Source organism: Haloechinothrix aidingensis (assembly GCF_013450155.1).
Taxonomy (GTDB): Bacteria; Actinomycetota; Actinomycetes; order Mycobacteriales; family Pseudonocardiaceae; genus Haloechinothrix; species Haloechinothrix aidingensis.
In genome coordinates this window covers 867,567-892,001 of sequence record NZ_JACCKD010000001.1, presented here as the reverse complement: position 1 = coordinate 892,001, position 24,435 = coordinate 867,567, and the positions used below count along the sequence as shown (strand labels likewise).

The window sequence follows — 24,435 nt, the reverse complement described above, 5'->3', positions numbered from 1 at the left end:
AGGAGCACGCCCGTGCAGACACCATCCCCGTCGCCGAACCGTCCCGCACGCCACGACATGCGGGGCGCTGTCGTCGCGATCACCGGCGGCGCCCGCGGCATCGGCCGCGCAACGGCCGAGGCGTTCCTGGCGCGCGGGGCCCGGGTAGCCATCGGCGACATCGACGCCACACTGGCAGGCACCACCGCGCGTGAACTGACCGGCATGCAGGGTGCCGAGGTCCGGGGCTGGTCGCTGGATGTCACCGACCGAACGTCCGTCGCGGCGTTCCTGGACAGGGTCGAGGACGACCTCGGGGCGGCCGATGTGCTGGTGAACAACGCCGGGATCATGCCGACAGGGGCGTTCCTGGACGAGTCCGAGTCCATGACCGAGCGGATGCTGTCGATCAATCTGCGCGGAGTCGTCGACGGTAGCCGCGTGGCGGGTGCCAGGTTCACCGCCCGCGGGCACGGCTCGATCATCAATATCGCGTCCCTTGCGGGGGTGCTCGGCGTCCCCGGCGTGGCTACCTACTGCGCGACCAAGCACGCCGTCGTCGGGCTCACCGAGGCACTGCACCGCGAGTTCCGGGACACCGGCGTGCACGTCGGCGCGGTACTGCCCGGGGTGGTGCGGACCGAACTGTCCGAGGGTACGGGGTTTCCGTCCTGGCTGGAGTGGCTGACAACGGTCGACCCGGAGGATGTCGCCGAGGCGGTGGTGCGCGCGGTCGGCACGGGCAAGCCGAAGGTCACCGTTCCGGCCCGGCTCGGTGCCGTACTCGGCGCCGTCAACGCACTACCCGAGCGTGCCAAGCGCGCCGCAGAGAAGGCCACCAGGCTGGACAGCGCGTTCCTGCAAGCCGAACCCACCGCGCGCGATCGGTATCACCAGCGGTTGACCGGAGGTACCCCATGACAACCACCCCATCCATCGACGTGCGCTCACCCGCGAACGGGAGCGTTGTCGGGCGCGTACCGGAACGCCCCGCCGAGGATGTCGACACCGTTGTCGGCGAGCTGCGCGAGCGGCAGAGCAGCTGGGAAGCGCTCGGCGTGGCCGGCAGGGTGTCCTGGCTCGAGCGCTACCGCGACTGGCTACTCGACAACGAGGACCGGCTCGCGCGGGTCCTGCAGTCCGAGACCGGAAAACCCTGGGCCGAGGCGACGATCGAGCTACCGTACGTCGCCGACCTGATCAACTACTACTGCACGCACGCCGGGTCGTTCCTGGCACCCGAAGCACCTCCGGCGCACGGCCCGCTCGCGCTGACCAAGCGGCAGCGGCTCGTCCGCAGGCCTTACCCCGTGGTCGGGGTGATCACCCCGTGGAACTTCCCGCTCGCACTCGCGCTCGTCGACGCGATACCCGCGCTGCTGGCAGGAGCGGCTGTGGTGGTCAAACCCTCGGAGTACACCCCGTTGGTGACAAGCGAGGTCGCCTCCGGGTGGTCCGAGATCGGCGCACCGGACGTGTTCACCTGTGTGACCGGGGCAGGCGAGGCAGGAGCCGCCGTGGTCGATGCCGTGGATTACGTGCAGTTCACCGGCTCGACCCGCACCGGGCGCGCCATCGGCAAGCGCGCGGCCGAGCGCCTCATCCCCTACAGCCTGGAGCTGGGTGGTAAGGACGCGATGATCGTGCTCGCCGACGCCGACCTCGACCGGGCGGCACGTGGCGTCGCCTGGGGCGGCCTGTGCAACGCGGGGCAGATGTGCACATCGGTGGAGCGCGTGTACGTCGACGCCGGGGTGCACGACGAGTTCGTGCGTCGCGTGGTGGACGCGGTCGGCCAGCTGCGCGTCGGTGAGGACGACCAGAGCTACCGCGCCGATGTCGGTGCGCTCGCCAACTCCGACCAGCTCGATATCGTCACTCGCCACGTCACCGATGCCGTAGAGCGCGGGGCCCGCGTGCTGACCGGCGGCAACCGCGTGGGGTCCGGCACGTTCTTCGAGCCGACCGTGCTGGTCGACGTCGACCACGACATGGCGTGCATGCGGGAGGAGACCTTCGGGCCCACGATCCCGATCATGCGTGTCACCGGTGCCGACGAGGCCGTCCGGCTGGCCAACGACACCGCCTACGGCCTGTCCGCAAGCGTGTGGACTCGCGACACCGAACGTGGCAGGCGCGTGGCCGAACGCCTGGAGGCAGGCGCGGTCAACATCAACGACGTGTTCGCCAACCTGTTCACCCTCCCCCTCCCCCAGGCGGGGTGGAAGCAGTCCGGCATCGGCGCCCGGTTGGGTGGCGCGCAGGGCATCCGCAAGTACACGCGCAGTCAGGCCATCGTCACGGCACGCGTGACGCCGCGCACGGAGCCGCAGTGGTACCCCTACTCGCCGCTCAAGGGCAGGATCGTCCGGCGGCTCACTCGCCTGCTCACCGCCCGTGATCTGCGCAGGCGATTGCGCCCGCGGTCATGATCCCGCGGGGCGCAGCGCGAGCTCACCGTCCCCCGGCGGCACACGGGCTGTCACCACGCCACGCTGCGCGTCCCACAGCCAGTCCGAGCTGCCCCGCAGGCTGACGCCCTCCGGGTACCGGCCGGCGGGGGCGCGCAGCGACACAACACCACCGTCCCCGCCGGACCAGGCGACATCGAGGCCGCGCGTTCGCGGGTCGTAGTTGATCTCGCGCAGCGTGCCCGGAACGGCCTGCGGGTAGGCGCGCAGCACCGACTCGTACAGCGGAGTGGGTTCCCACGTCGACGTGTCGAACGGGCCGTACGCGGAGTCGCCGTACTCCCAGATCGCGGTGCCTGCCAGCGCGTCGTCGACCATGTCGTAGACATGGGTGGCGTAGTCGGCCGCCCCCGGCGCGGTGGTGAACACCCCCCACTCACCGAGCCACAGCGGCACGCCTGCGCCGGAGGCTTCCTTGGCGCTGTAGCCGAAGTTGACATCCGCGAGCCGGCGGGTCTCCTGCAACAGCTCGCTCTCGCTGGTGAAGTCCCACGGCCCGTACAGGTGCGGGCTGTACACGCTGTTGTCCGGAAGCAACCCCGCAGGCGGGGGTGACACCACCGTCAGTGACTTGAGCACGTTCGGCTCGACGAACCCGATCGCCTCGGGGTCGACCTCCCTGATCGCCTCCAGCCAGCGGGCCTGGCTGGGGTACAGGTACTGGCGTTCGAAGAGCACCGGCGGGATGTAGCCCTGCCACGGCTCGTTCATCAGGTCGTAGCCGATCACGTTCGCCTCGTCCGCGACGGCCCCAGCCATGGCCTTCCAGGCGTCGGAGTAGTACGCCTGCAACTCCTCCGACCGCCAGAACCGGGTGACCGCACAGTTGATCTCCGGTGAGGCGTAGTTGGCTGCCCAGGCTCCGGTCGGTTCGGCCAGCTCGAGATGCGGGCACCATCCTGGCCGGTAGGCCCAGTCCGGGGCACCGTTGCCACGCGGACCGCCGAAGAGGTCCTGATGCATGTCCAGGATGACGAGCAGCCCCTCCCGGCCCGCGCCCCGCACGATGTTCCGGACGGCATCCAGGTACCCCTGATCGATCCGCCCCTGCTCCGGCATGATCCCTTCCCACGAGATGCCCAGCCGGATGTGGTTGAGCCCCAGGTCGCGAATCCGGCGGAAGTCTTCCGGACCCACATCGGGATAGAACGGCTCTCGCTTGTCGATCACGCTGATCCCGCGCAGGATCACGTCCCGGCCCGCGGCGTCCCGGATGCGCTCGCCATCGGTGCGCAGCGGAGTGTCGATCTCCGTTTCGGGCGGCTGCACCGGCTCGGCCGCCGCTCCGGGCGGGGCACCGAGCACGGCGGCCACCAGCGCGACGAGGGTCAGGACCACGCCCGCAACTCGCGACCCACGCGGCACACCGCTGTCGATGAGGGCTTCCATGAGCAACAGATACTAGACAAAACGTGAATACCTGTCACGTCTGTTGTCGCTTCTCGCCCCGCCCATACACGTTTCGCGGGCTAACCGTCGCTGCCGGGCACGCGCGTCCCCGGCACACACCCACGTACGTTTCGCGGGCTAACCGTGGTTCCGTCGGTCAGGCGTCCTCGCGTGCCACCGGCAGGGCGCGCCGGTCCCAGGCGCCGTGGGGTTCGAAGGAGACCAGGCGCGTCTCGTCCTCGCGCCGCTCGAGACGGACCATCAGGTAGTCGTCGGCGAGCATCTCCGCCACGCCCTCGCCCCACTCCACGACCAGGGCCGCGCGCTCCAGGTCCGTGTCGAGATCCAGGTCGTCGAGCTGGGCGAGGTCACCACCGAGGCGGTAGGCGTCGACGTGCACGAGCGGCACGCCCCGCTGGCCAGCCGGGTGTGATCGGGCGATCACGAACGTCGGCGAGCTCACCCGCCCCGACACTTCGAGCCCTTCGGCGATGCCCTGGGTCAGCACGGTCTTGCCGGCACCGAGCCGGCCGGACAGCAGGACGAGGTCGCCGGCACGCAACCCGGCACCAAGCGACCGGCCGAGCGCCCGCGTGTCCTCCGGCGTGAGCAGTTCGATCACCTGCCCAACCATCCCCTCACCCGTTCCCGCACGGACGGCCCCGTGCCGGTCTCGTCGCTGCCGACCTCACAACTTCGCTGCAGCAGATCGATCAAGCTGCTGTTGACCTCCTCCGGATACTCCAGGTGCACCATATGGCCCGCGCCGTGCACCCGGATCAACTCGGCGCTTCCCACTTCCTCGGCGATACGCTCACTGTGCGAGAACGGCGTGAGGATATCCGCGTCACCTCCGATGACCTGTACTCGAGTGTGACTGAGGGCGGCGAGCGCGGTGTAACGGTGGTGCTCGCCGAACGCGCCGATGAAGTTGACCAGGTCGCGCACCGGCGTCTCGCCGAGCATCCGCAACATGAAGTCCACCAAGCTCGGGCTCACATCCGCGGTTCCGAAGGCCAGCCTGCGCACCGCCTGCCGGGTGAGCTGCCCGCCTGCCGCGCGGACGAACTCCACCAGACCGGGCTGCCAGTCCGCGAGGCCGCTCACCCCACGCGTCAGCGGGTTGTACCGGGACAGCAACGGGCGCGACACTCCGGTGGAGGCGACCTCCCCCGCGGCTGTCGCGATCAGCGACACACCACGCACCCGGCCGTGTTTACCCGCCTTGCTCCCGTTCGCCTGCTCCTCAGGGACACCGAACAGCTCGGGCTGCTGCTGGGCAAGCTCCATGATGGTCATGCCGCCGAGCGAGTGCCCAGCGAGCACCACCGGCCCGCTGGGGGCGACCGCGCGCAACACCGCATGCACATCGCTGGCCAGCTGCTCGATCGTGCTCGTGTCGGCATCGGCACGTCCCGAGCTGCCGTGACTGCGATGGTCGTAGTACACCTGGCGCACCCGCGGGAGGGTGAGCGAGGCGAGGTCGCGGCGCTGGAAGTGCCAGCTCGGTACGGACAACGCGAAGCCGTGCACACCGATGAGCGTGACATCCGGCTTCCCGCCATCCAGCGGTTCGATCTCCTCGACATGCAGCGGTGTGCCGTCATCCGCGGCGACCGTCGTGGTGCGGTCGGGCTCCAGCCGGCCAAGCGGCTCCTCGGCATACGGGTCCCCGTGCGTTCCCCTGCGACTGCCCACCGCGAACGCGGTGGCCGCGGCACCGGTGGCGACAGCACCGAGGCCGCCGACAACGCCGAGCAGGCGTCGATTCACAACACTCACAACCCCTCTGTGTCCACGTAACGCCGCCGCACACGCGGCCGGAACATTCCGGTGACGATCTCGTAGTCGATGGTGTCCAGCCGATCCGCCCACTCTCGCGCCGTCGGCTCCCCAACATCACCCTGCCCGAACAGCACGACCTCCGCACCGAGAGATGGCTCCCAGTCCCCGCACTCGACCACGATCTGATCCATGCACACCCTGCCGACCACGGGTCGGCGCGCCCCGTCCAGCCACACGCTCATCCGGCCCGACAAGCTGCGCGGAACGCCGTCCCCGTAACCGGCCGGAACCAGTGCCACCGTCGTGTCCCTCGGCGCCGTCCAGGTATGGCCGTAGGACACCGACTCCCCCGCTGCCAGGCGCTTGACCAGGACGACGTGTGACCGGAACGTCATCGCTGGCCGCAGGTCGTCACCGGTGGGAACCGGGTTGAGCCCGTAGATCGCGATACCGGGCCGCACCAGGTCGAAATGGGATCCCGGCCGGGTCAGCGTGGCCGCCGAGTTCGCCAGATGGCGCCATGGAGCCAACCCGGCCCGGCGCGCCTGCTGATAGGCGGCATCGAAGCGTGCTTCCTGCGCGCCGATCGAGGGGTGGCCGGGTTCGTCGGCGCAAGCGAAATGCGACCAGACCGCGACGACCTCCACCTCGTGAGCAGCCGCTGCCGCCTTCACCAGCGCGGGCCACTCCGCCTCCGGGCACCCGTTACGGCACAGCCCCGTGTCGCACTTGAGGTGCACCCGTGCGCGGATGCCGGTACGGGCCGCGGCCTCGACGATCCGGCCCAGCTCCGCAGCCGAGCTCACCGACAGGTCCACACCCGCGCGCAGCGCGCGAGCGAAGTCCGCGTCCATGCTGTTCAGCCAGCTCAGCACGGGTGTACTGATACCGGATTCGCGCAGCTCGAGAGCCTCCTCGACCGAGCACACGCCGAGCCAGGTCGCGCCGCCACGCACGGCGGCGCGTGCCACCGGAACCGCACCATGCCCGTAGCCGTCGGCCTTGACCACGGCCATCGTGGCCGCGCCCGACCGCGATGCCGCGTCCGCGAGCACAGCGACGTTGTGGCTGATCGCACTCAGGTCGATCTCGACCTCGGCACGGGGTGGGTACACGCTTCAACCTCGCACTCGCGACAGTCGCCGGTTACACGCGCTCGCCGGCCGGGCGCACCGCACGAACCGACCGCACGGCATCGGGAATCGCATCCAGCACATCGGACGACGAGATCGGCGCACCCCGAGCGGCCAGCGCCGCCGCTTCGGCGTGCACGTACGCGCCGACACCGGCCGCGGTCCACGGTGGCGTCCCCGCGGCGAGCAGTGCGCCGATCATGCCGGAGAGCACGTCACCCGAACCGGCCGTGGCCAGCCACGACCCGCGCGGCACCGTGACCAGCACCCGGCCGTCCGGGTCCGCGACGACCGTGTTGTGCCCCTTGAGCAGCACCACAGCCGAGAACCTGCGCGCCGCCGCGCGCGCTGCGGCGACCCGGTCATGACCCGGATCCGCACCGACAAGGCGCTCGAACTCCCTGGCATGCGGGGTCAGCACCAGCGGAGTGTCCGGATCCCGCGCGTCGAGTAGCTCCGGCGTGCCTGCCAGCAGGTTGACGGCATCGGCGTCGGCACACACCGGCACACCGGCGGACAGCACAGCCCGCACCGTCTCGCGGCCATCCGTCCCGGTCCCGAGTCCCGGCCCCACGACCCAGGACTGCACGCGGCCGGCATCGGTCACCGTGCCGGTCGCGATCACTTCGGGCCACCGCGCGCGGACCGACTCCGCCGCCGATCCCGCGAACCGCACCATGCCTGCCGTCGAGCGCACGGCAGCCCCCGTGGTCAGCACCGCGGCTCCCGCGTAGGTACTCGACCCGGCAGCGACTCCCGTGACGCCCTGGGTGTACTTGTTGTCGTGCGCGGCGGGGATCGGCCATACCTCCGCGGCATCAGCGGCCTCGGCGACCCGCAGGTCGGGTTCACCGAGCTCGCCGGCCAGCCCGATATCGACGAAGCGCACATCCCCGCACCGCGCGGGATTGAGCACGTGCACGGGCTTGTGCGCGCCGAACGTGACCGTGACGTCGGCACGTACGGCAACACCGTGCACCTGGCCGGTGTCCGGATCGACCCCGCTGGGCAGGTCCACGGCCAGCACAGGCGCGTCGACGGCCGCGACCAGCTCGGCGGCTTCGGCGCGCAGCCCGCCACGTGCCGACAGGCCCACGATCCCGTCCACGACCAGGTCGGCCTCGGCCAGCACGGCCGGGCCCGCCTCGGCGGACACGACGCGACCACCCGCCCTTCGCAGCGCGGCCAGCCCCTCTTCGTGGGTCCGGTCGGGCGCCAGGAGCACAGCGGTCACCCGAACGCCCCGTCTGCGCAGGTACGCCCCGGCCCACAGCGCGTCCCCACCGTTGTTGCCCGCACCGACCAGGAGCACGACCCTGCGCGCAGTGACACGACCGGCGTGCTCGGTCAGCATCCGGGCGGCCTGCACCGACACCCCGAACGCTGCCCGGCGCATCAGCGCGCCCGGCCTGGTGCGCCGCATCAGCCGCTCCTCGGCGGCGCGCACCCGCTCGGTCGTCCACACGCCGCGCATGAGCGCCTCCTACTCGACCGTGACGGACTTGGCGAGGTTGCGGGGCTTGTCGATGTCGTAGCCGCGGCTACGCGCTATCTCGGCCGCCAGCACCTGCAGCGGGACAGTGGCCACGATGGGCTGCAGCAACGTCGGAACGGCCGGGATCTCGATCAGCTCGTCGGCGTACGGGCGTACCACCTCGTCACCCTCCTCGGCGATCACGATGGTGCGCGCACCACGGGCCTGGATCTCGCTGATGTTCGACACCAGCTTCGAGTGCAGCATCGCCCGGCCCTTCGGCGAGGGCATCACGACCACCACCGGCAGGCCCTCCTCGATCAACGCGATCGGGCCGTGCTTGAGCTCCCCTGCCGCGAAGCCCTCCGCGTGCATGTAGGCGAGCTCCTTGAGCTTGAGCGCACCCTCCAGGGCGACCGGGAACCCGACATGCCTGCCGAGGAACAGCACCGCCTTGGAGTCCGCGATCCGCTGCCCCAGGTCCATCACCTGCTCCGTCGTGGCCAGCACCTTCTGCACCGCGGACGGGGCGTTCTCCAGCTCGGCGAACTCCCGCGCGACCTCGTCCGGGTACTTGGTACCGCGTGCCTGGGCCAGCGCAAGACCGACGAGGTAGTTGGCGGCGACCTGCGCGAGGAACGCCTTCGTCGAGGCCACACCGATCTCCGGGCCGGCATGGGTGTACAGCACCGCGTCGGACTCCCTGGGGATCTGCGCCCCGTTGGTGTTGCACACCGCGAGCACCCGGGCCTTCTGCCCGCGCGCGTGCCGCACCGCCTCCAGCGTGTCCGCCGTCTCCCCGGACTGCGACACGGCCACGACCAGCGTGTCCCGGTCCAGCACCGGATCGCGGTAGCGGAACTCGCTGGCCAGCTCCACCTCCACCGGGAGCCTGCACCAGTGCTCGATGGCGTACTTGGCCACCAGCCCCGAATGGTAGGCGGAGCCGCATGCCACCACGAACACCTTGTCGACGTCGCGCAGATCCTGATCCGACATGCGCTGCTCGTCCAGGCTGATCCGGCCGGAGGCGAAATGCCCGCGCAGCGTGTTGGCCAGCGCCTCGGGCTGCTCGTCGATCTCCTTGAGCATGAAGTAGTCGTGGCCGCCCTTCTCGGCGGCCGAGAGATCCCAGTCGACGGTGAAGGGGCGCGCCGCAGCGTCCTCCCCGGCGAAGTCGGTGACCTCGTAGCCGTCCCGGCCGATGACGACGAGCTGGTCCTGGCCGAGCTCGACGGCCTGCCGGGTGTGGTCGATGAACGCTGCCACGTCCGAGGCGACGAAGTGCTCACCGTCGCCGACACCGACGACCAACGGGGAGGAACGGCGCGCAGCGACGATCTCATCCGGCACGTCGGCGTGCGTCACGACCAGCGTGAACGCACCGACCAGCCGCCGGCACACCGCGCGCACGCTTGCCGCGAGGTCCCCTGCCGTTGCGCCGCTCGCGTAGGCGCGCGCCACCAGGTGTGCCACCGACTCGGTGTCGGTGTCGCTGGCCAGCTCGACGCCCTCGGACTCCAGCTCCGCACGCAGGTCAGCGAAGTTCTCGATGATGCCGTTGTGCACCACGGCCACCCGGCCGGACGTGTCGGTATGCGGGTGGGAGTTGCGGTCGGCAGGCGGCCCGTGCGTGGCCCACCTGGTATGCCCGACGGCCGCCGTACCGGCGAACGCGTCCCTACCCGTGCTGTCCAGGCTCGCCTCCAGGTTGGCGAGCCTGCCGGCCTTGCGCGCGACGTGCAGGTCCCCGTGCCCGTCCAGCACGGCGACGCCCGCCGAGTCGTATCCCCGGTACTCCAGGCGATGCAGCCCGCTCAGCACGACGTCGAGTGCTTGCCGATGTCCGACGTATCCCACGATTCCGCACACGGCTGCCAGGGTATCGGGTGCGCCCGGCAACCCCCGGAAGGGCGGTTCGCCCGTCCCCTTCCGGGGCATCTGCGCCGATTCGGCAGATCAATCGCCGTCGCCCCAGGGGCCGTCACGCCAGAACCGGTCCGGCCGTTCCTCGCGCACCTCGACCGTGATCCGGTCGGTGAACTCCGCGCCGTACCGGTCGGCGAATGTCACCTCCACCACGTGCGTACCGAGCGGCAGGTCGCTCGGCAGCCGGGCCCGCCACAGGTGGCTGGACTTCTCGGCGATGAGGTCCGGGCTCAGGCCTTGCGGAGGTGCGGGGCCGCGCCGTGCGCCCCGGAACTGCTCCCATCCCTGGGCACGCTCGTTACCCGAGGTGCTCTCGAAGGCATAGCGCGCCACCTGCAGCTGGCGCACCGTGGCGAACGGATCGGCGAAGTCCACGCCGTACCGGACGTCCTCGCCGGCACCGTCCTGCGTGCGTTCCAGCTCGAACGGTTCGCCGCCGCCGACGGTGGCCGTGACCGAGCTGTCCCTGCTGCCGTTCCACACGTTCGCCGTCAGGTACACCCCGTCGTCCAGATCCTGCGGGGTGACCAGCTTCATGTCGTCCAGGTCGCCGACGTTGACCGGCGGCACCTGCTCCGCGGTCGGCGGGTTCTCCCCGGTCCAGCTACGCAGCCGCTGGAACCAGTCCCGGAACTGCGGGGTGTTGAACGACAGCCACATCTGCCGATCCGCTGGTTGGCCCGTGGCGTGGAAGCGCTCCGTGTAGTCCGTTCCGGCGAAGTCCATCATGTAGTACCCGCGTGGCTCGCCGAGCCGGGAGATCGACATCGGCACACCGTCGATGTCGAGGTCGCCACCGAACCACGCGCCGGAGGCCGCTCCGGCGACGATGTGGTGGAACGGCACCTCGTCCACGCCGACGGCCTCGGACCACCCTTCGTAGGACTCTCCGGGCTCGAGCTGCTCGATCGTGTGGGTGTGCCCGGACAGCGACAGCACTTCGCGGTCCCCGAGCAGGTCGTAGAGCTCCGCGGCGTTGTCCGTCTGGTGCTGCGTTGAGGCGTTGTCGATGAACGACACCAGCGGGATGTGGTGGTTGACGACGACCAGCCGGTCCTCGTCGACCGTGGCCAGGTCGGCGGCGAGCCATTCCATCTGCGTGTCGTCGATGCGGCCGTTGTACGTCGGCGGTTCGTCCTCGCCGCAGAACTCCCGGTCGCCACGCTCGACGTCCTGCTCACCACACGGGTAGACCACGTTGTCGAGCACCACGAAATGCACCTCGCCGATGTCGAAGGAGTAGTGGTCCGGCCCGTACTCGCGGCGCCACGTGTCCGTGGAGTCATCCTGGTCGGTGGCGTCGAAGTCGATGTCGTGATTGCCGGGTACGTAGTACTGCGGGAGGCCCGCCGCGCTCATCATGTCCGTGAAACGGGGGAACAAGCCCAGGTCGTCCCCCAGCACGTCGCCGAGGACCAGCATGCACTCGGCACTCGACAGGTCGCGCGCGAGCAGTGCGTCGAGCACGCTGTCCCGGAGGTAGCCGACCTCGTTGTTGGAGTACGGCTGCGTATCGCCGAGCACGGCGCACTGGAAGTCCTCGCTCACACCGGTCGGCACCATGGGGAAGTTCACCTCCTCCGGCACCGGCCCGGTGGGTTCGAGGCCGCCGAAGCGCAGCTGCGGCGACCCCTCCGGTTTGTGGTTGTAGGACATCTGGGGGATCAGGTCGTCATCGAACGGCACCGCGTAGTTGGCCGGTTTGGTGACGGACACGGTCATGTCCTCGCGGGCCGGCAGCTCGTACCGGCCGTCGGAGTCGGTCACATCGACGTCGCGCCCGTTGGACACAGTCACGCCTTCGACGCCGGAGTCGGTGTCTGGTTCGTAGGTTCCGTCGCGCTCGGTGTCGTGAAAGACGGTGCCGGTGACGGTGTCCCTGTCGGGGTCCTGCCGTGCGCCCTCGACGACCTCGACCTCGGCCCGGTAACCCGGATCGGGACCGGCCTCGAGCGTGCTCTCGTCCGGACGCTGCGGATCGGTCGGCAGATCGCCCGTCTCCGCCCGCGCCGGGACGTCCTCACCGACGATCACCCCGGCCGCCACGACCGCCACGACGAGCGCCAGACACAGCGGGACCAGGTTCCGTTTCACGTTTCGCGGCCTAATCGTGCAGCCCTCCCCTGTCGACCTCGGAGTTCGTCCGGCACCTCCGGGACAGTCACCTCACGTCACCCCGCTCGGCGCCGCGGATCCGAGTGAAGCCGACCCGCGTGACCACGACCTTGCACACGAGTAGCCACGGCCTGGCCACGGCGACAATTCGCCCCCATCCCCCAACCAACCCGAGGTGACGCCCACCCATCCCGACCACGGGCGCCGGTTACGCGTTTCGCGGGCTAACCGTCCCCGTCCCGACGCGCCGGGTCACGTTTCGCGGGCCAACCGTGCCCCGGCTACCCTCGGGAACCATGGCAAGCAAGCCCAAGGCGCTGCTCGAGCGGCTGGTGATGCCGGGGCCTTACGAGGTTCTGCGCGGTGACCTGGCCCTCGTCGGCCTCCCCGGTGTCGTGTACACCCCGCGAGAGGGCCTCGGCCTTCCCGCTGTCGCGTTCGGACATGGCTGGCTGCAGCCGCCCGAGCTGTACCGAGGTCTGCTCCGGCACCTCGCGTCCTGGGGAATCGTGGCCGCGGCTCCGGCCACGCAGCGCGGGCCGCTGCCCTCGCACCGGCTACTCGCCACGGACCTGCGTACCACGCTCGACGTCGTCACGTCGGTACGGCTGGGCCCCGACGGCATCAGTGTCGATCCGCAGAAACTCGGAGCGGCCGGTCATTCGACCGGTGGCGGGGCGGCGGTACTCGCGGCGGCCGAAAGCGACCCGGCCATCAGTGCCGTGGCCACGTTCGCGCCCGCGGAGACCCTGCCCTCGGCCGTCGAAGCGGCAAGAACGTTGCGCATACCGGGGCTGCACCTCGCGGCAGAAGAAGACCTGGTCGCTCCGGCCTCGGCGCACGCCAGAGCCATCGCCACAGCATGGGGCGGTCCCGTGCAGATGCGCACCCTGTCCAAGTCGACACACATGGGCTTGACCGAAGGGTTCCACTGGAGCCGGTTGCTGCTTCACGGCAAACCTCACTACCGCACGCAGCGCACCGTACGCGGGCTGTTCACCGCCTTCTTCCGCTACCACCTCACCGGCGAGAAGGAGTACTTCCCGCTGGTCGACGAGGACGTCAAGCACGCCGAGATCGACTTTGAACGCGCCACAGCGGCACACGCGGCCCGCTGACCACGGCCGGCTCTAGCGCAAGAAGTTGTTGTTCGAGAAATCGTCCTCGTCGAACTCGTCCTCGTCCGGCTTAGCGTGACGCCCGCGTGTAGGACGGGGATGCGGCCGCGCTTCTGACCCCCGGAAATCAGCGGTCTGCTCGTCCGGACCGTCCTCGCGAGCACGGCGCCGTTCCTCGACCGTACGTTCGTACTCGGCGATCTCCACTGCACGGGCGTCCGTCTCCTCCTTGACCCGCTCGGCGCGGGCACGGAACTGCCCCATCACCGGTTCGAACCGCATACGCGCACGCCGGTAGTCCGGATTGCTGTCGTCGATCAACGTGCGTCCACTCCCCACTACAGCGCGCGATGACGCCAATGGTCAGCTCTCACCGTCGAGCTCGGCATCATCACCGATGATCCCGCTGATTCGCGCCGCTCCACCATCGAGCTCGAGATCCTCGAAGAGACCCTCGATACCGCCGATCTGGTACTGGCGCTCATGCTGCTGATCGCCCCCGCCGCCACCACCGGCGCCGCCCATGCCACCCATCATGCCGCCGCCCGTCATGCGTCCCTGACCGGACTGTTGGCCCTGCCCGGCCCCGCCGCCGGGTTCTCCCGCTGCGGGTGAACCGCTGGTGGGGGTGCCCGTCTCCGGTGGCATTACCGCCCCAGCCTGGCTTCCGGCACCCAGCTCTGCGGTATTCGCTACCCCCGCACCGCTACTCGGTTCGGCAGCGGTACCACCCAGATCGCCGCCGAGCGCACCACCTCCGGCTCCACCGGCTACGCCTGCACCGACCCCGCCGCCGGACTTGTCCAATCCGGCGATCCCCGCGCCGATCGGCTCGTCGGCCCCCGTGACAGGCTCGGTCGGCCACGCCTGATCCGGGACGGATCCTGAGCCGTCCCCCGGGGACTCGAGCGTATACGTCGTGGGCTCGCCGGAACCGTCGTCCACGGTTACCTCGACCGGGCCGCCCGCGCCATCCGGCCGTTCCGCCGTCACCGTCAGCTCGCCCGATTCGAACTCGATGACGCCGTTCCCACCCGGTGTAAAAACTTCGTGGTCTCCTTCGAGCACATCACCGTCGACGCCTGGCGCGCCGGGTCCGGCTGTCGCGACATCTCCGTTCGCGAAGTCCAGGAAATGCTCACGTGGCTTCCCGCGACCGTCGTCGACGGTGATGCTCATCCGACCGCCCTCGCCGACTTCGGTCATGGACAGCTCGTGACTGCCTTTCGTGACCGTCAGCGCGTCGTCCCCGCCCCATTCCTCGCTCGCGACGCCGCCGGACCCACCCGAGCCGGCACCTGCTCCGGGTTCCGTCTCGACACCGTCCGGCACGGCAGCGCTCGGGCTAGTGCGACCTGGTGGGTCGGCGCCTGGCCGATCCGTCCCGGGAGCGTCCGTGCTGCCGGCCCCGCCCGTCGGCGGCGCCACCCCGGCGCCACCGCCGCCACCGGCAGGGAGGCCCGGACCTCCAGCGCCGTTACCCCCTCCGGCTCCGTGTCCGCCCGCAACGGAACCACCGTTCCCAGAAGCCGTCGGGTCCGGTTGCGCCAACCGGGTGAACGGGACCTCGTCGTGGCGGAACTCGCTCAACGCCTCTCGCAACTCACCGGCGCTCGCATCGAGCGCGTCGACGGTCGCCGGAAGCATGTCCCGAAGGTACTGCACAGCATTGACATAGTGCTGTGCGAAGATGTTGAGGGTTGCTATTTCTTCCTCATACTCCTCGCGGCGCGTCTCACCGCCTGCCCACCACGCTAATGGATCGGGCAAATATTTGTAATCAGAGTCCTTCTGCGATTCCTCGATGACTTCTTGATACGTATTCTTGATGTCCCAGTAGCCGTCGCTGTCACGCCGGTACTTGTCCAGCATCTCCGTGGGGCACTGATTCACCAACTCGCCGATCGCTTCCCTCGTCACCTCGAGGTAACCATCCAATGCCCCTGCCAGCGCGCAGTTCACGTCCTGGTACTTGCCCGCATCATTGACGACTCGGCTGATCCGCTCGTAGGCAGCGTCCGCGCCGACCCCGCGCCAGCCTCCTTCGGTATCCAAGCCGGTACGAGCAGCGTTGAACGCGTTCCCCAACTCGCCCCCGATGTCCCCCATATCCTTCAGGATGTTCCTCAGGTAAGCGATCTTCCCCCAGTGCAGATTATACAATTCGGGAAAGAGAGCGTACTCGTCGCACTCTTCCCACAGGCCCACGCTGACGTCGAAACCATCCGCCCACGAGCATTTTCTCCAGGCCGCGTACACCTCACCCAGATTCCCGATGAGAAGCAGATCCGACAGCTCCGCGACCTCCTCGACGCGATTGTCGCTCACGTCGTCCGAGTCGACATTGTGCCGCGAAAGCGCGATTTGCTCGATACTGTCCGCGATAGAAGCGACCGAACCCATTACGACAGCCCCTCCTGCTGCTTGACGAGCGCGTCACGGACCGCGAACTCGGTCTGTTCGCCCTCCTCAGCGACCTCGTACAACGCCCGGTCCAACCGCTCGGTGAACTCGGCGAGCGCACCCATGCCCTCCGCCAGCTCGTTGACCTTCTCCAGAAGCGAGTGGGATACCGACTCCGCTTTCCGGAAGCTGCCGAAGTCGTCTGCCGATATGTTCTCGGGAGTTGCGTGCCGCGCCGCTTCCTCGACTGCCGCCGCGAGCGTGCCTACGTCCTTCCCGATGTCGCGTACACCCTCGGTATCGATGCCCTGGCCGTCGCTGCTGCCCACCTGTTACCACCTACCCCCGGTGTCCATCTCGTACGTCGACAGCTTGGACGCACGGTGGCACCGATCGGTGCCACGATCCGGCCCCACAAGTTACCCGGAAGACCTACGCGTCGCAGCCGTTCGCGTACGTCGTGTCCGCCGTACCGGGACGCACCACCTTCGCCTACGGGGACGGGCCCGGTTACGGTGCTATGCCTACGACGCGGAGGACACCACACCCGCCAACCGGTCCGCAGCCACCTGGGCGGTTTCCTGGTCGGGAGCCTCCACCATCACACGGACGAGCTGCTCGGTACCGGACGGGCGCAGCAGAACTCGGCCCTGCTCACCGAGCTCACCTTCGACATCGTCGACCGCGCTGCGGACCAGACGAGACTCCACCACAGCGTCCTTGTCCGCTACCCGCACGTTGACCAGCACCTGTGGCAGCCTGCGCATCACCCCGGCCAGCTCGGCGAGCGGCTTACCGGACGCCGCTACCGCCCCCATCAAGCGCAGAGCCGTCAGCAGGCCGTCACCTGTCGTCGCATGAGCGGGGAGGACGAGGTGGCCGGACTGCTCGCCACCCAGCGAGTATCCGCCTGCCCGCAGTTCGTCGAGCACGTAGCGATCTCCGACGGCCGTAGTGCGCAGCTGCAAGCCGTGCTCCCGCATCGCCAGGTGGAGGCCGAGATTGCTCATCACCGTGGCGACCACCGTCTGGTCGACCAGCTCACCGGACTTCGCCATCGCCAGCGCGAGCACCGCGAGGATCTCGTCGCCGTCGACCGCCTCGCCCGCGGAGTTCACCGCCAGGCACCGATCGGCGTCCCCGTCATGGGCGATCCCGAGGTCCGCGCGGTGCTCGACGACGGCTGCCTGCAGCGAGTCGAGATGGGTGGATCCACACGCGTCGTTGATGTTGACCCCGTCCGGCTCAGCGTTGATCGCGACCACGTCGGCGCCGGCCCGGCGGTAGGCCTCCGGAGCGGCGAACGTCGCCGCTCCGTTGGCGCAGTCGACCACGACACGTAACCCGTCGAGCCGCTGCGGAGCTGCCCCGAGGAGGTGGTCGACATATCGATCGAGCGCGTCATCGAGCTCGGCGACTCGACCGACCTCGGCACCGGTGGGACGGGTGCCGTTGACGTGGAGGCCTTTTTCGATCTCGTCCTCGATCCCGTCGGGAAGCTTGTGACCACCGTCGGCGAAGAGCTTGATCCCGTTGTCGGGCATCGGGTTGTGTGACGCCGAGATCATGACTCCCAGGTCCGCGCCGACGTCGGCGACCAGATGCGCAACTGCCGGGGTGGGAAGCACCCCGACCCTGCGCACGTCCGCGCCTGCCGAGGCGAGGCCGGCCACCACGGCAGCGTCCAGCATCTCGCCGCTGGCACGGGGGTCCCTACCGACTACCGCGACCGGCCTGTGCGACCGGTCGTGCGCGGCGAGCACCCGGGCGGCGCTGGCCGCGACCGCCATCGCCAGCTCCGGTGTGAGCTCGCCGTTCGCCAGACCGCGCACTCCGTCCGTGCCGAACAGCCGTGCCATCTTCACCGACCTCCTCCGAGCTCCGATGCCGAACAACGTATCGGGTGGCCACCGACACGTCTTGCCGGGGCTCCATGCACGTTTCGCGGGCTAACCGCGACTTCCCACCCGGGCGCGTCGGCGTGCACGTTTCGCGGGCTAAACGTGGTCCTGGTAGCCGCACACGCACGAAGGCGCTCACCCGGATAACGGGTGAGCGCCTTCGGGAAGTGCTTTCGCGCAGGTCAGCGCTTGCTGTACTGCGTAGCCTTACGGGCCTTCTTCAGGCCGTACTTCTTGCGTTCCTTGGCCCGGGAGTCTCGGGTGAGGAAGCCCGCCTTCTTCAGCGCAGGGCGGTCATCGCCGTCGATCTCCGCCAGTGCCCGGGCGATCGCCAGTCGCAGGGCACCTGCCTGGCCGGTCGTACCGCCCCCGGTGAGGTTGCCGAATACGTCGAACGAATCCGGCTTGTCCACCGTCCCCAGCGGCTCGCGGATGAGCTGCTGATGCACCTTGTTCGGGAAGTACTCTTCCAGCGGCTTGCCGTTGAGCTTGAACTCGCCGGAACCCGGCACGAGGCGCACGCGGACGACGGCTTCCTTGCGGCGCCCCACGGCGTGCGCACTGCCGCCGGCCGCTCGCGAGGGCTTTGACGCCGCCGGCGTCTCGCTGGTCGTCACACCCTGGTCGGGCTCGGTCTCAGTGCTGGTCACAAGTTCTTCCTCACTCATTGGGCGACCTTGGTGATCTCGTGTGGCTGCGGCTTCTGCGCCTCGTGCGGGTGCTCGGGGCCGGCGTAGACCTTGAGCTTCTTCGCCTGGGCACGGCCGAGCTTGTTCTTCGGCAGCATCCCCTTGACGACCTTCTCCACCAGCCGCTCCGGCTTGGTGTCCAGCATCTCGCCAAAGCTGCGCTTACGCAGGCCACCGGGGTAGCCACTGTGGCGGTAGGCGAACTTCTGCTCACGCTTCCTACCGGTCAACACGACCTTGTCGGCGTTGACGATGATGACGAAGTCACCAGTGTCCACGTGCGGAGCGAATGTCGCCTTGTGCTTGCCGCGCAACAGTGCCGCCACTTCGGTCGCCAAGCGGCCGAGGACGACGTCCTGAGCATCGATCACGTGCCAGGCGCGAGTGATGTCGCCGGGCTTCGGGCTATACGTGGGCACGGTGCTACCTCTGTGTCCTACATTGCTTCCGGATGTCTGTGCGGGCCGAGCGCGGACGCGCCACATCGCACAACGAGGTACCAATGTACCTGTAGGCGTTCAGGCCACATGAACCGGGGTACTTCCCCTGCTATCGTGCAAGCCTACCGGACAGACTCTCAGCCAAGTGAGCATGCACGAGCACCGCATTGGGGGATGTGTGACGTCGTCGTCACGATCGCGACGCACTCGACTACGTAACGTAGCCATCGCATCCTGCCTGGCTGTGTTCGTCGCGGGATGCGCTGCCGAACGGGACGGCGACGCCATCGCCGACGGTGAAGCCGTGTCCAACCACATCGGCACGAAGTTCGAGGACACCATGGCGGGCCTGACGGACGACATCCTCGCCTACGAGGACAGGAAGACCCTGATACAGCGTTACATCAGGCTTGATGAACGATGGCTGGACTCCGAGACTGAAACCGCCCGCATGGGCACTCCTCCGGCACGTGTATCAACGCAGCGCAACAATAGGAATCCGGCTGACCAGCGCGTTTACTACTTTCCTGCCGACATTGACAAGGAGTTCGTCCAACTCAGCGGCGCCTACAGCGACCTCGTGGATACTCCGTGGGTATCCATGCCCGACCGATACGAGTTCGACCTCGTGTCGGAGTGTGTATGGCACGGCGCACAGGACGCGTGCAAGATGACGGGCGCGATCGAACAGAGCGTCGAACAGGACAGGCGCGCTCTCGCGAACGCTCGCAGCCTCGACGACGGATCGGTCGAGATTACCGCCGAGGTACCGTGGGACACCTTCTTTGACAACAGAGTCATCGTATTGCCCGACGATGCGGTGGAACAGATCAGAGAGACCTTCGAAGACCACTCGATTACGGCACGAGTAATCCTGGACTCCGACAGGAAAGTCGAAGAAATAGCACTAGAGGCCGAGCAATCCCATGAGGAACACGAGCTCGAACTACGCATGAGCTACCGGACACTGGGCGAGCCGACCGAGAGCGACTTTCCGGAACTTCCGGATGACGAAGATGTGACAGAACTCGAAACAGAAGAGGAAGCAGACGAATTCCTCGACAGGATGGGCGAGATCACTGCCGACTGATCGGCCAGGTGGAGATCCGGTGAGTACTCGATGAGCTTCCCCCCGAACGAACCAAGACCTCAGTGGACACACCCACCAGGGACTCCCGGAGGTCACACCTTTCAGTACGACACCTACGGCGGATTCGGCGTCTTCGCGCAAGCCACAAGTACATTACCGTCCGGCAAGAAGAAACGGGCACTCGTCGGCGGAGCTATAACCGTCGTATTTGCCGGTAGCGCGCTCGGAGCATGGCTGCTTGGTGCGTTCCAGGGCGACGTACTCAGCACGACATCACTGGAACGCGGCGTGATCGACATGCTCACCGACAGTTACGGTGAGCACGACGTGTCGAAAGCTCAGTGCCCCGCGAATCAACAGATCGACCCCGGCCATACCTTCGCCTGCACTGTGGAGGTCGCAGGTGAGGAACGCAGTGTGGAAATCCGCGTGCTGAACGACAAGCCCGAGTTCGAGGTCGGCGCTCCTGAGTAAGCTGGAAACGAGAATGCTGGACCTAACTTGCAGGTAGGTTTCCCGTCACTAGCGGCGCCAGGTCCGTCGCTTGGTCGCATCCAGAATCAGGATCCGCGTGATTCGAGCTGAATATCGCGACATAGGATCTGGGCGACGTGTCAGTACCGACGTAACAAAAACCTTCTCCCTCGGACGGACTGTCGAAGATCTTCCAACTACGGTCCGCTACTTCAAAAGTGTCATCGGGCTCTGCATCAAATCTCCGCTCTATCGAACGTTCTATATCGATCATGATCACTACAGCCTGCAATTCGGATGAATCCTCGCTCGGGAGCCATTCGCAGCCGCGATGATATAGGTCCGAATCCGTCTCCTCGCCGGGGGCTTGGAGGCCCTCTTCTTCGGCATCGTCATGAGCCAGCAACTCACATGCGTCGACGTCAGTGACCGGGCTCTCCTCGACCTGTGGGGGTTCCGGAGCTGGATCACCCCCGGGCAGCTGCGCAGCAATCACCGGCGCCACTTCCTCGGCCTTGTCACATGCTTTGGTCTCGTCGCTGAGGTTCATACTCGATACGGATACGAATGACTCGTCGTCGACAATATGAATCAGGAAACAGTGCCCTTCCAACAATTCAGAGTTGTCCGAAACCCTCCAATCTAAACCCCCAATCCTGATTTCCGAATGCGAATCGATGTCAGCATCATATTTAGCTGGGGCCATATCACCAGCGACTCTTACGGAGACACCCCTACCGCCGATCTGGTCACCGCTGGGCCGCCAGTCACAGCCATGCGGCGCACGCACCCGCTCGTCGGCTTCGTTGTACTTCCCTTCTTCAAGCTCGAATGAATAGAGCCAATCCTCGGGTATCAACGAGCACGGGTCGATCGCGGCGAGCCCTTGCGGTACCGGCTCGGCGTCCTCGGGGAACTGTGCGTTCCCGCCCACGGTTGTCGCACACGACGCGAGTAGCGTCAGTGTCCACAACCAGCCGAGGACTATGCTTGATCGCATGCTTCGCGGCATCGGCTACTCAGATACCCGTGACTTCGAAAGATGTGGCCCCGGGGGACCACAATCCCGGGGCCACATCGCTGCTGTCAACTGACTCAGCCGAGGAACTTCTTGGCCTGATGACCTTCCATATCCCGGTAACCTTCACCGATCCGTTGGAGGGCGGTAGCGATCTGAGCAAGGACCTGATTCAACTCAGCGTGCGCCGTGTCCCATTCCGACTGCAGCTTTGCATAGTTCTGCTCCGCTTCACCACTCCAGGTACTGACCAGCGGGTTGAGGTCATTCTTGAGGTTGTCACTGGCCTCGGTCATCGCCTTGGAGGCCATTTCCACCTCGCTTGAAGCGTTGAACAGCGTCTCGTAGTGGACCTTCATTTCTGCGGGCATCGTTTCTCCTCCAGGAAGTCGTCGAGAGAGTTTGAGAACAGGACTCGAACGTCAGCCGTCCAAGCCCTTGCTGATGTTGCTGATCTGCTCTGCGACTTCCATCTCCTGCGCCTCGTAGGTGCTACCGGCAGACTGCAACTGCTCACCGATCCCTTGCAGGGCGTTGTTGAGCTTCACCGCGTTCTCGTTGAAGCGCTCCATCAGCTTCTCGAACGTCTTCTCGGCATCGCCCTGCCAACCGGCCCTGGTCTCTTGGACCGTCGCGCGAACGTCGCCGAGGATCTTGTCCAGATTCCCCTTGGCTTCCTCTACGCTCTTGTGCGCCGCGCTGAATTGCGCGATCTCACCTTCGAAACCGCCTGCCATGTGGGATGAGCCCCCTTCGATCGTATTGTGCTCGTACGTCGATTGCCGCGTACGTGGCCTACGACGGTGAGCCTGCCATGGCCGGTTCCCCACTGTCCGGAACATTCCGCAAGTCGTTGCGAGCGCAAACACGGCAACGTCACGGACACGTATCAGCGATCCGCGTCACGGATACCGAACATCATCGTGCGCCCCACGAAGCACCCCTGTGACCTGCAGCAACAAGCGTCAGGCTCCACCCGGCGCGCTCGGTTCCGCGGATGCACCTGTTCCATCTCACTCGGACGAGCGGGTATCGCGGGGTCCCTCACTCGGTGATGGTCAACGTCCGCACAACCTGTTCACACGCCGATTCGACCCGTTCGAGACCCGGATCGGTGTACTGGCACCCGACACTGACCTGCACACGTCCGTCCACCACGACGAACCAGTCCGTCTCGGACTGCTCACCGGCCTCGGTGTAGTAGATGACATCCCTGCCCGCGTACGTGGCGTCGCGATCGAACTCGGCGTACCGGTCCCCCGCCTCCTCGAGCAGCCCTTCGATCTCGTCGGCGACGCGATCGAGACCGTCACCCACGTCGCGGCGCAGGTCGAACTGCTGCACCACGATCAAATCGTCACTGCCCTCGGCTCCCTCGGGCCGCAGGATGATCTGTTTTCGTTCCTGGTCGCCACCTGCCTGTGTCCACTCGGCAGGCGCGGTGATGCGGTAGTCGTACCGCGCGATCGTCGTGCCGTCCGGGTCAGCGTTGCGCAGCAGCAAGACCGCACCGGCCACGGCGGCCGTGGCGACAGCCAGACCACCACCCAGCAACCACGGCAGGGCTCTTCGGATCCTGCTGGGGCGAGCCGGCGGAGAAGGCCCCGGCCGGGCATCTGAAGCTGGCGGCGGAGGTTCAGGTCCGCGTTGCGGTACCGGCGCGGCAGCGGGCATCGCTTGTCGAGCCGCCGGGGCGGGAACACTTGGCGGAACCTGTGGCGGCGCCTGCGGGCGCCGGCCGCGCGAAGGGACATCCTCACGCCCGACGACCGTCGTTCGCTGCTGGTCCGGAGGAACGGCCGTACCTGCCGGTGGGGAGGGCGTGCCCCCCTGCGACCCTCTCCGGCCGGGCTCGACCAGCACGGCGCGCAAGGCCCCACGAGCGACCACCGTTTCCGGTTGATCAAGGATCGTTGGCATGATGCCGATGCGCTCGTGCACCAATCGAGCGATCAGCGGTATCCGGCTCGACCCGCCGACGAGGAACAGGCCGGTCAAATCGCCGACGCGAAAGCGAGCGTCCGCGATCGCCGACGACGTCATCTCGATCGCCCGTCCCAGCGGTGCCGTGATCAGTCTCTCCAGATCCACGCGCGTGACGTGCGCGTCCGGGAACGGTTCCGGAAGGGGTACATCCGTATAGGTGTGCCGGGACAGCGTCTCCTTCGCATCCCGGACGTCCTGGCGCAGAACCCGCCTGCGACGACGGGTTGCGAGCTCGCGGCCTTCCAGCAGCTCGCGCCACGATTCCGGGCCCGATCCCGAGACGCTCCGCCCCACATGCTCGAGAAGGGCCTGGTCGATGTCGGCCCCTCCGAACCCCGGATCTCCCCGCGTCGCAAGCACCCGGAAACCACCGTACGACTCACCGGCCGACCGTGCCGCGCCTACCGAGCCGTCCTGCTGCACCACACTGACATCGACCGTCCCTCCGCCGACGTCGAGCACGGCCAGCGCGTCGACGGTTCGCCCGCGAAACGTGACGGTTCGCTCGTCGCCGCGCGGGTAGCCGGCGGGACCAGCGTGGGAAGGGGCGTGGGTGGCGGCGTGGAACACGGCCGCGGCGACGGGTTCGGGTACGAGAGCGACCTCGCGGGCCAGATGGCCGGCGGACTGGCGCAGCACGCGGGTACGCATCATCCCCCAGTCCGCGGGGTGGGTCAGCACGAGCACGTCGACGGCGGCGTCCCCCGCGAACCGGCGCGCTTCGGCGACTGCCCTGCGCAGCACGGCCCCGACAGCGTCCCGTACCGGTATCACCGCGGAGCCCAGCAGCAGCTCGCCTTCGTCGATCCGGCGTTTCGGGTGCGGTTCGTAACGCGACGGGTCCACGGCGGCATGCCGCTCGGCCTCCCTGCCGACGAACAGCGTCCCGTCCTGTGCCGCGTACACCGCGGACGGCAACAGTGGATGCCCGTCGATCACCACGACCTGTGGTTCACGCCCGTCCAGGGACGCTACGACACACGTGCTGGACGTACCGAAATCCACAGCCACCCGCAGGCTCATGTCCACACCTTATGCGCG

At 67.8% G+C, this 24,435-nt stretch carries 22 protein-coding genes; 5 read left to right on the top strand and 17 right to left on the bottom strand.

The features are described 5' to 3' along the window. The first annotated feature begins 12 nt into the window (after positions 1-12). Both H0B56_RS04415 and H0B56_RS04410 read left to right on the top strand, forming a co-directional pair. Positions 13-900: an SDR family oxidoreductase gene (locus tag H0B56_RS04415; protein WP_219632128.1), complete on the top strand. Its 888-nt coding sequence runs from the start codon at positions 13-15 to the stop codon at positions 898-900. Continuing rightward, the gene (locus H0B56_RS04410) at positions 897-2,411 is read left to right on the top strand and encodes an aldehyde dehydrogenase family protein (protein WP_180891583.1); all 1,515 of its coding nucleotides are present in this window, start codon (positions 897-899) and stop codon (positions 2,409-2,411) included. Before H0B56_RS04415 ends, H0B56_RS04410 begins: the two co-directional genes overlap by 4 nt. On the opposite strand, the gene H0B56_RS04405 is transcribed toward H0B56_RS04410, so the two are convergent. From H0B56_RS04405 to H0B56_RS04375, 7 genes are all read right to left on the bottom strand, one after another. Next, the gene (locus tag H0B56_RS04405) at positions 2,406-3,839 is read right to left on the bottom strand and encodes a glycoside hydrolase family 5 protein (protein ID WP_180891582.1); all 1,434 of its coding nucleotides are present in this window, start codon (positions 3,837-3,839) and stop codon (positions 2,406-2,408) included. The genes H0B56_RS04410 and H0B56_RS04405 overlap by 6 nt on opposite strands. A 157-nt stretch (positions 3,840-3,996) precedes the next feature. Further along, a complete protein-coding gene (gene tsaE / locus H0B56_RS04400; RefSeq protein WP_425484485.1) occupies positions 3,997-4,461 on the bottom strand; it encodes a tRNA (adenosine(37)-N6)-threonylcarbamoyltransferase complex ATPase subunit type 1 TsaE in 465 nt (154 codons plus the stop codon). Then, positions 4,458-5,621, bottom strand: coding sequence for an alpha/beta fold hydrolase (locus tag H0B56_RS04395; protein WP_343063742.1), 1,164 nt, complete (start codon positions 5,619-5,621; stop codon positions 4,458-4,460). The genes tsaE and H0B56_RS04395 overlap by 4 nt, the downstream gene beginning before the upstream one ends. Further along, entirely contained in the window at positions 5,618-6,739 is a 1,122-nt protein-coding gene (gene alr / locus H0B56_RS04390) for an alanine racemase (protein ID WP_180891580.1), read from the bottom strand. Before alr ends, H0B56_RS04395 begins: the two co-directional genes overlap by 4 nt. A 31-nt stretch (positions 6,740-6,770) precedes the next feature. Further along, positions 6,771-8,231, bottom strand: a complete 1,461-nt coding sequence (locus tag H0B56_RS04385) for an NAD(P)H-hydrate dehydratase (protein WP_180891579.1) — start codon at positions 8,229-8,231, stop codon at positions 6,771-6,773. Positions 8,232-8,240: 9 nt separating this feature from the next. After that, positions 8,241-10,103 carry a glutamine--fructose-6-phosphate transaminase (isomerizing) gene (glmS, locus tag H0B56_RS04380; RefSeq protein ID WP_180891578.1) on the bottom strand — a complete coding sequence of 621 codons (1,863 nt, stop codon included), beginning with the start codon at positions 10,101-10,103 and terminating at the stop codon, positions 8,241-8,243. Positions 10,104-10,190: 87 nt separating this feature from the next. Continuing rightward, positions 10,191-12,254 (bottom strand): calcineurin-like phosphoesterase C-terminal domain-containing protein, encoded by a 2,064-nt coding sequence (locus tag H0B56_RS04375; protein ID WP_180891577.1) that lies wholly within the window; start codon positions 12,252-12,254, stop codon positions 10,191-10,193. 317 nt (positions 12,255-12,571) lie between these two features. Between H0B56_RS04375 and H0B56_RS04370 the strand changes: the two genes are divergently transcribed. Beyond that, entirely contained in the window at positions 12,572-13,393 is an 822-nt protein-coding gene (locus tag H0B56_RS04370; protein WP_180891576.1) for a dienelactone hydrolase family protein, read from the top strand. Positions 13,394-13,405: 12 nt separating this feature from the next. On the opposite strand, the gene H0B56_RS04365 is transcribed toward H0B56_RS04370, so the two are convergent. From H0B56_RS04365 to rplM, 6 genes are all read right to left on the bottom strand, one after another. Then, a complete protein-coding gene (locus H0B56_RS04365; protein ID WP_180891575.1) occupies positions 13,406-13,714 on the bottom strand; it encodes a hypothetical protein in 309 nt (102 codons plus the stop codon). Positions 13,715-13,756: 42 nt separating this feature from the next. After that, positions 13,757-15,721: a hypothetical protein gene (locus H0B56_RS23180; protein WP_180891574.1), complete on the bottom strand. Its 1,965-nt coding sequence runs from the start codon at positions 15,719-15,721 to the stop codon at positions 13,757-13,759. A gap of 74 nt (positions 15,722-15,795) precedes the next feature. Beyond that, a complete protein-coding gene (locus H0B56_RS04355) occupies positions 15,796-16,125 on the bottom strand; it encodes a hypothetical protein (RefSeq protein ID WP_180891573.1) in 330 nt (109 codons plus the stop codon). Between the two features lie 195 nt (positions 16,126-16,320). Next, entirely contained in the window at positions 16,321-17,655 is a 1,335-nt protein-coding gene (gene glmM / locus H0B56_RS04350; protein WP_180891572.1) for a phosphoglucosamine mutase, read from the bottom strand. Positions 17,656-17,879: 224 nt separating this feature from the next. Beyond that, positions 17,880-18,365, bottom strand: a complete 486-nt coding sequence (gene rpsI, locus H0B56_RS04345; protein WP_089302367.1) for a 30S ribosomal protein S9 — start codon at positions 18,363-18,365, stop codon at positions 17,880-17,882. Further along, complete coding sequence (rplM, locus tag H0B56_RS04340) at positions 18,362-18,805, bottom strand: 50S ribosomal protein L13 (protein ID WP_089302366.1); 444 nt, start codon at positions 18,803-18,805, stop codon at positions 18,362-18,364. The genes rpsI and rplM overlap by 4 nt, the downstream gene beginning before the upstream one ends. Positions 18,806-19,070: 265 nt before the next feature. Between rplM and H0B56_RS04335 the strand changes: the two genes are divergently transcribed. Beyond that, positions 19,071-19,916, top strand: coding sequence for a hypothetical protein (locus tag H0B56_RS04335; protein ID WP_180891571.1), 846 nt, complete (start codon positions 19,071-19,073; stop codon positions 19,914-19,916). A gap of 30 nt (positions 19,917-19,946) precedes the next feature. Further along, positions 19,947-20,390 carry a DUF4333 domain-containing protein gene (locus H0B56_RS04330; protein WP_180891570.1) on the top strand — a complete coding sequence of 148 codons (444 nt, stop codon included), beginning with the start codon at positions 19,947-19,949 and terminating at the stop codon, positions 20,388-20,390. 22 nt (positions 20,391-20,412) lie between these two features. Here the strand turns inward: H0B56_RS04330 and H0B56_RS04325 are convergent, their stop codons facing one another. The 4 genes from H0B56_RS04325 to H0B56_RS04310 form a co-directional block, all read right to left on the bottom strand. Continuing rightward, a complete protein-coding gene (locus H0B56_RS04325; RefSeq protein WP_246360790.1) occupies positions 20,413-21,390 on the bottom strand; it encodes a DUF3558 family protein in 978 nt (325 codons plus the stop codon). A 95-nt stretch (positions 21,391-21,485) separates the two neighbouring features. Further along, on the bottom strand, positions 21,486-21,779 hold the full coding sequence (locus H0B56_RS04320) for a WXG100 family type VII secretion target (RefSeq protein ID WP_180891568.1): 294 nt from the start codon (positions 21,777-21,779) through the stop codon (positions 21,486-21,488). 51 nt (positions 21,780-21,830) lie between these two features. After that, a complete protein-coding gene (locus H0B56_RS04315; protein WP_180891567.1) occupies positions 21,831-22,145 on the bottom strand; it encodes a WXG100 family type VII secretion target in 315 nt (104 codons plus the stop codon). Between the two features lie 307 nt (positions 22,146-22,452). Further along, entirely contained in the window at positions 22,453-24,417 is a 1,965-nt protein-coding gene (locus H0B56_RS04310; protein ID WP_180891566.1) for a type VII secretion-associated protein, read from the bottom strand. Positions 24,418-24,435 lie beyond the last annotated feature (18 nt).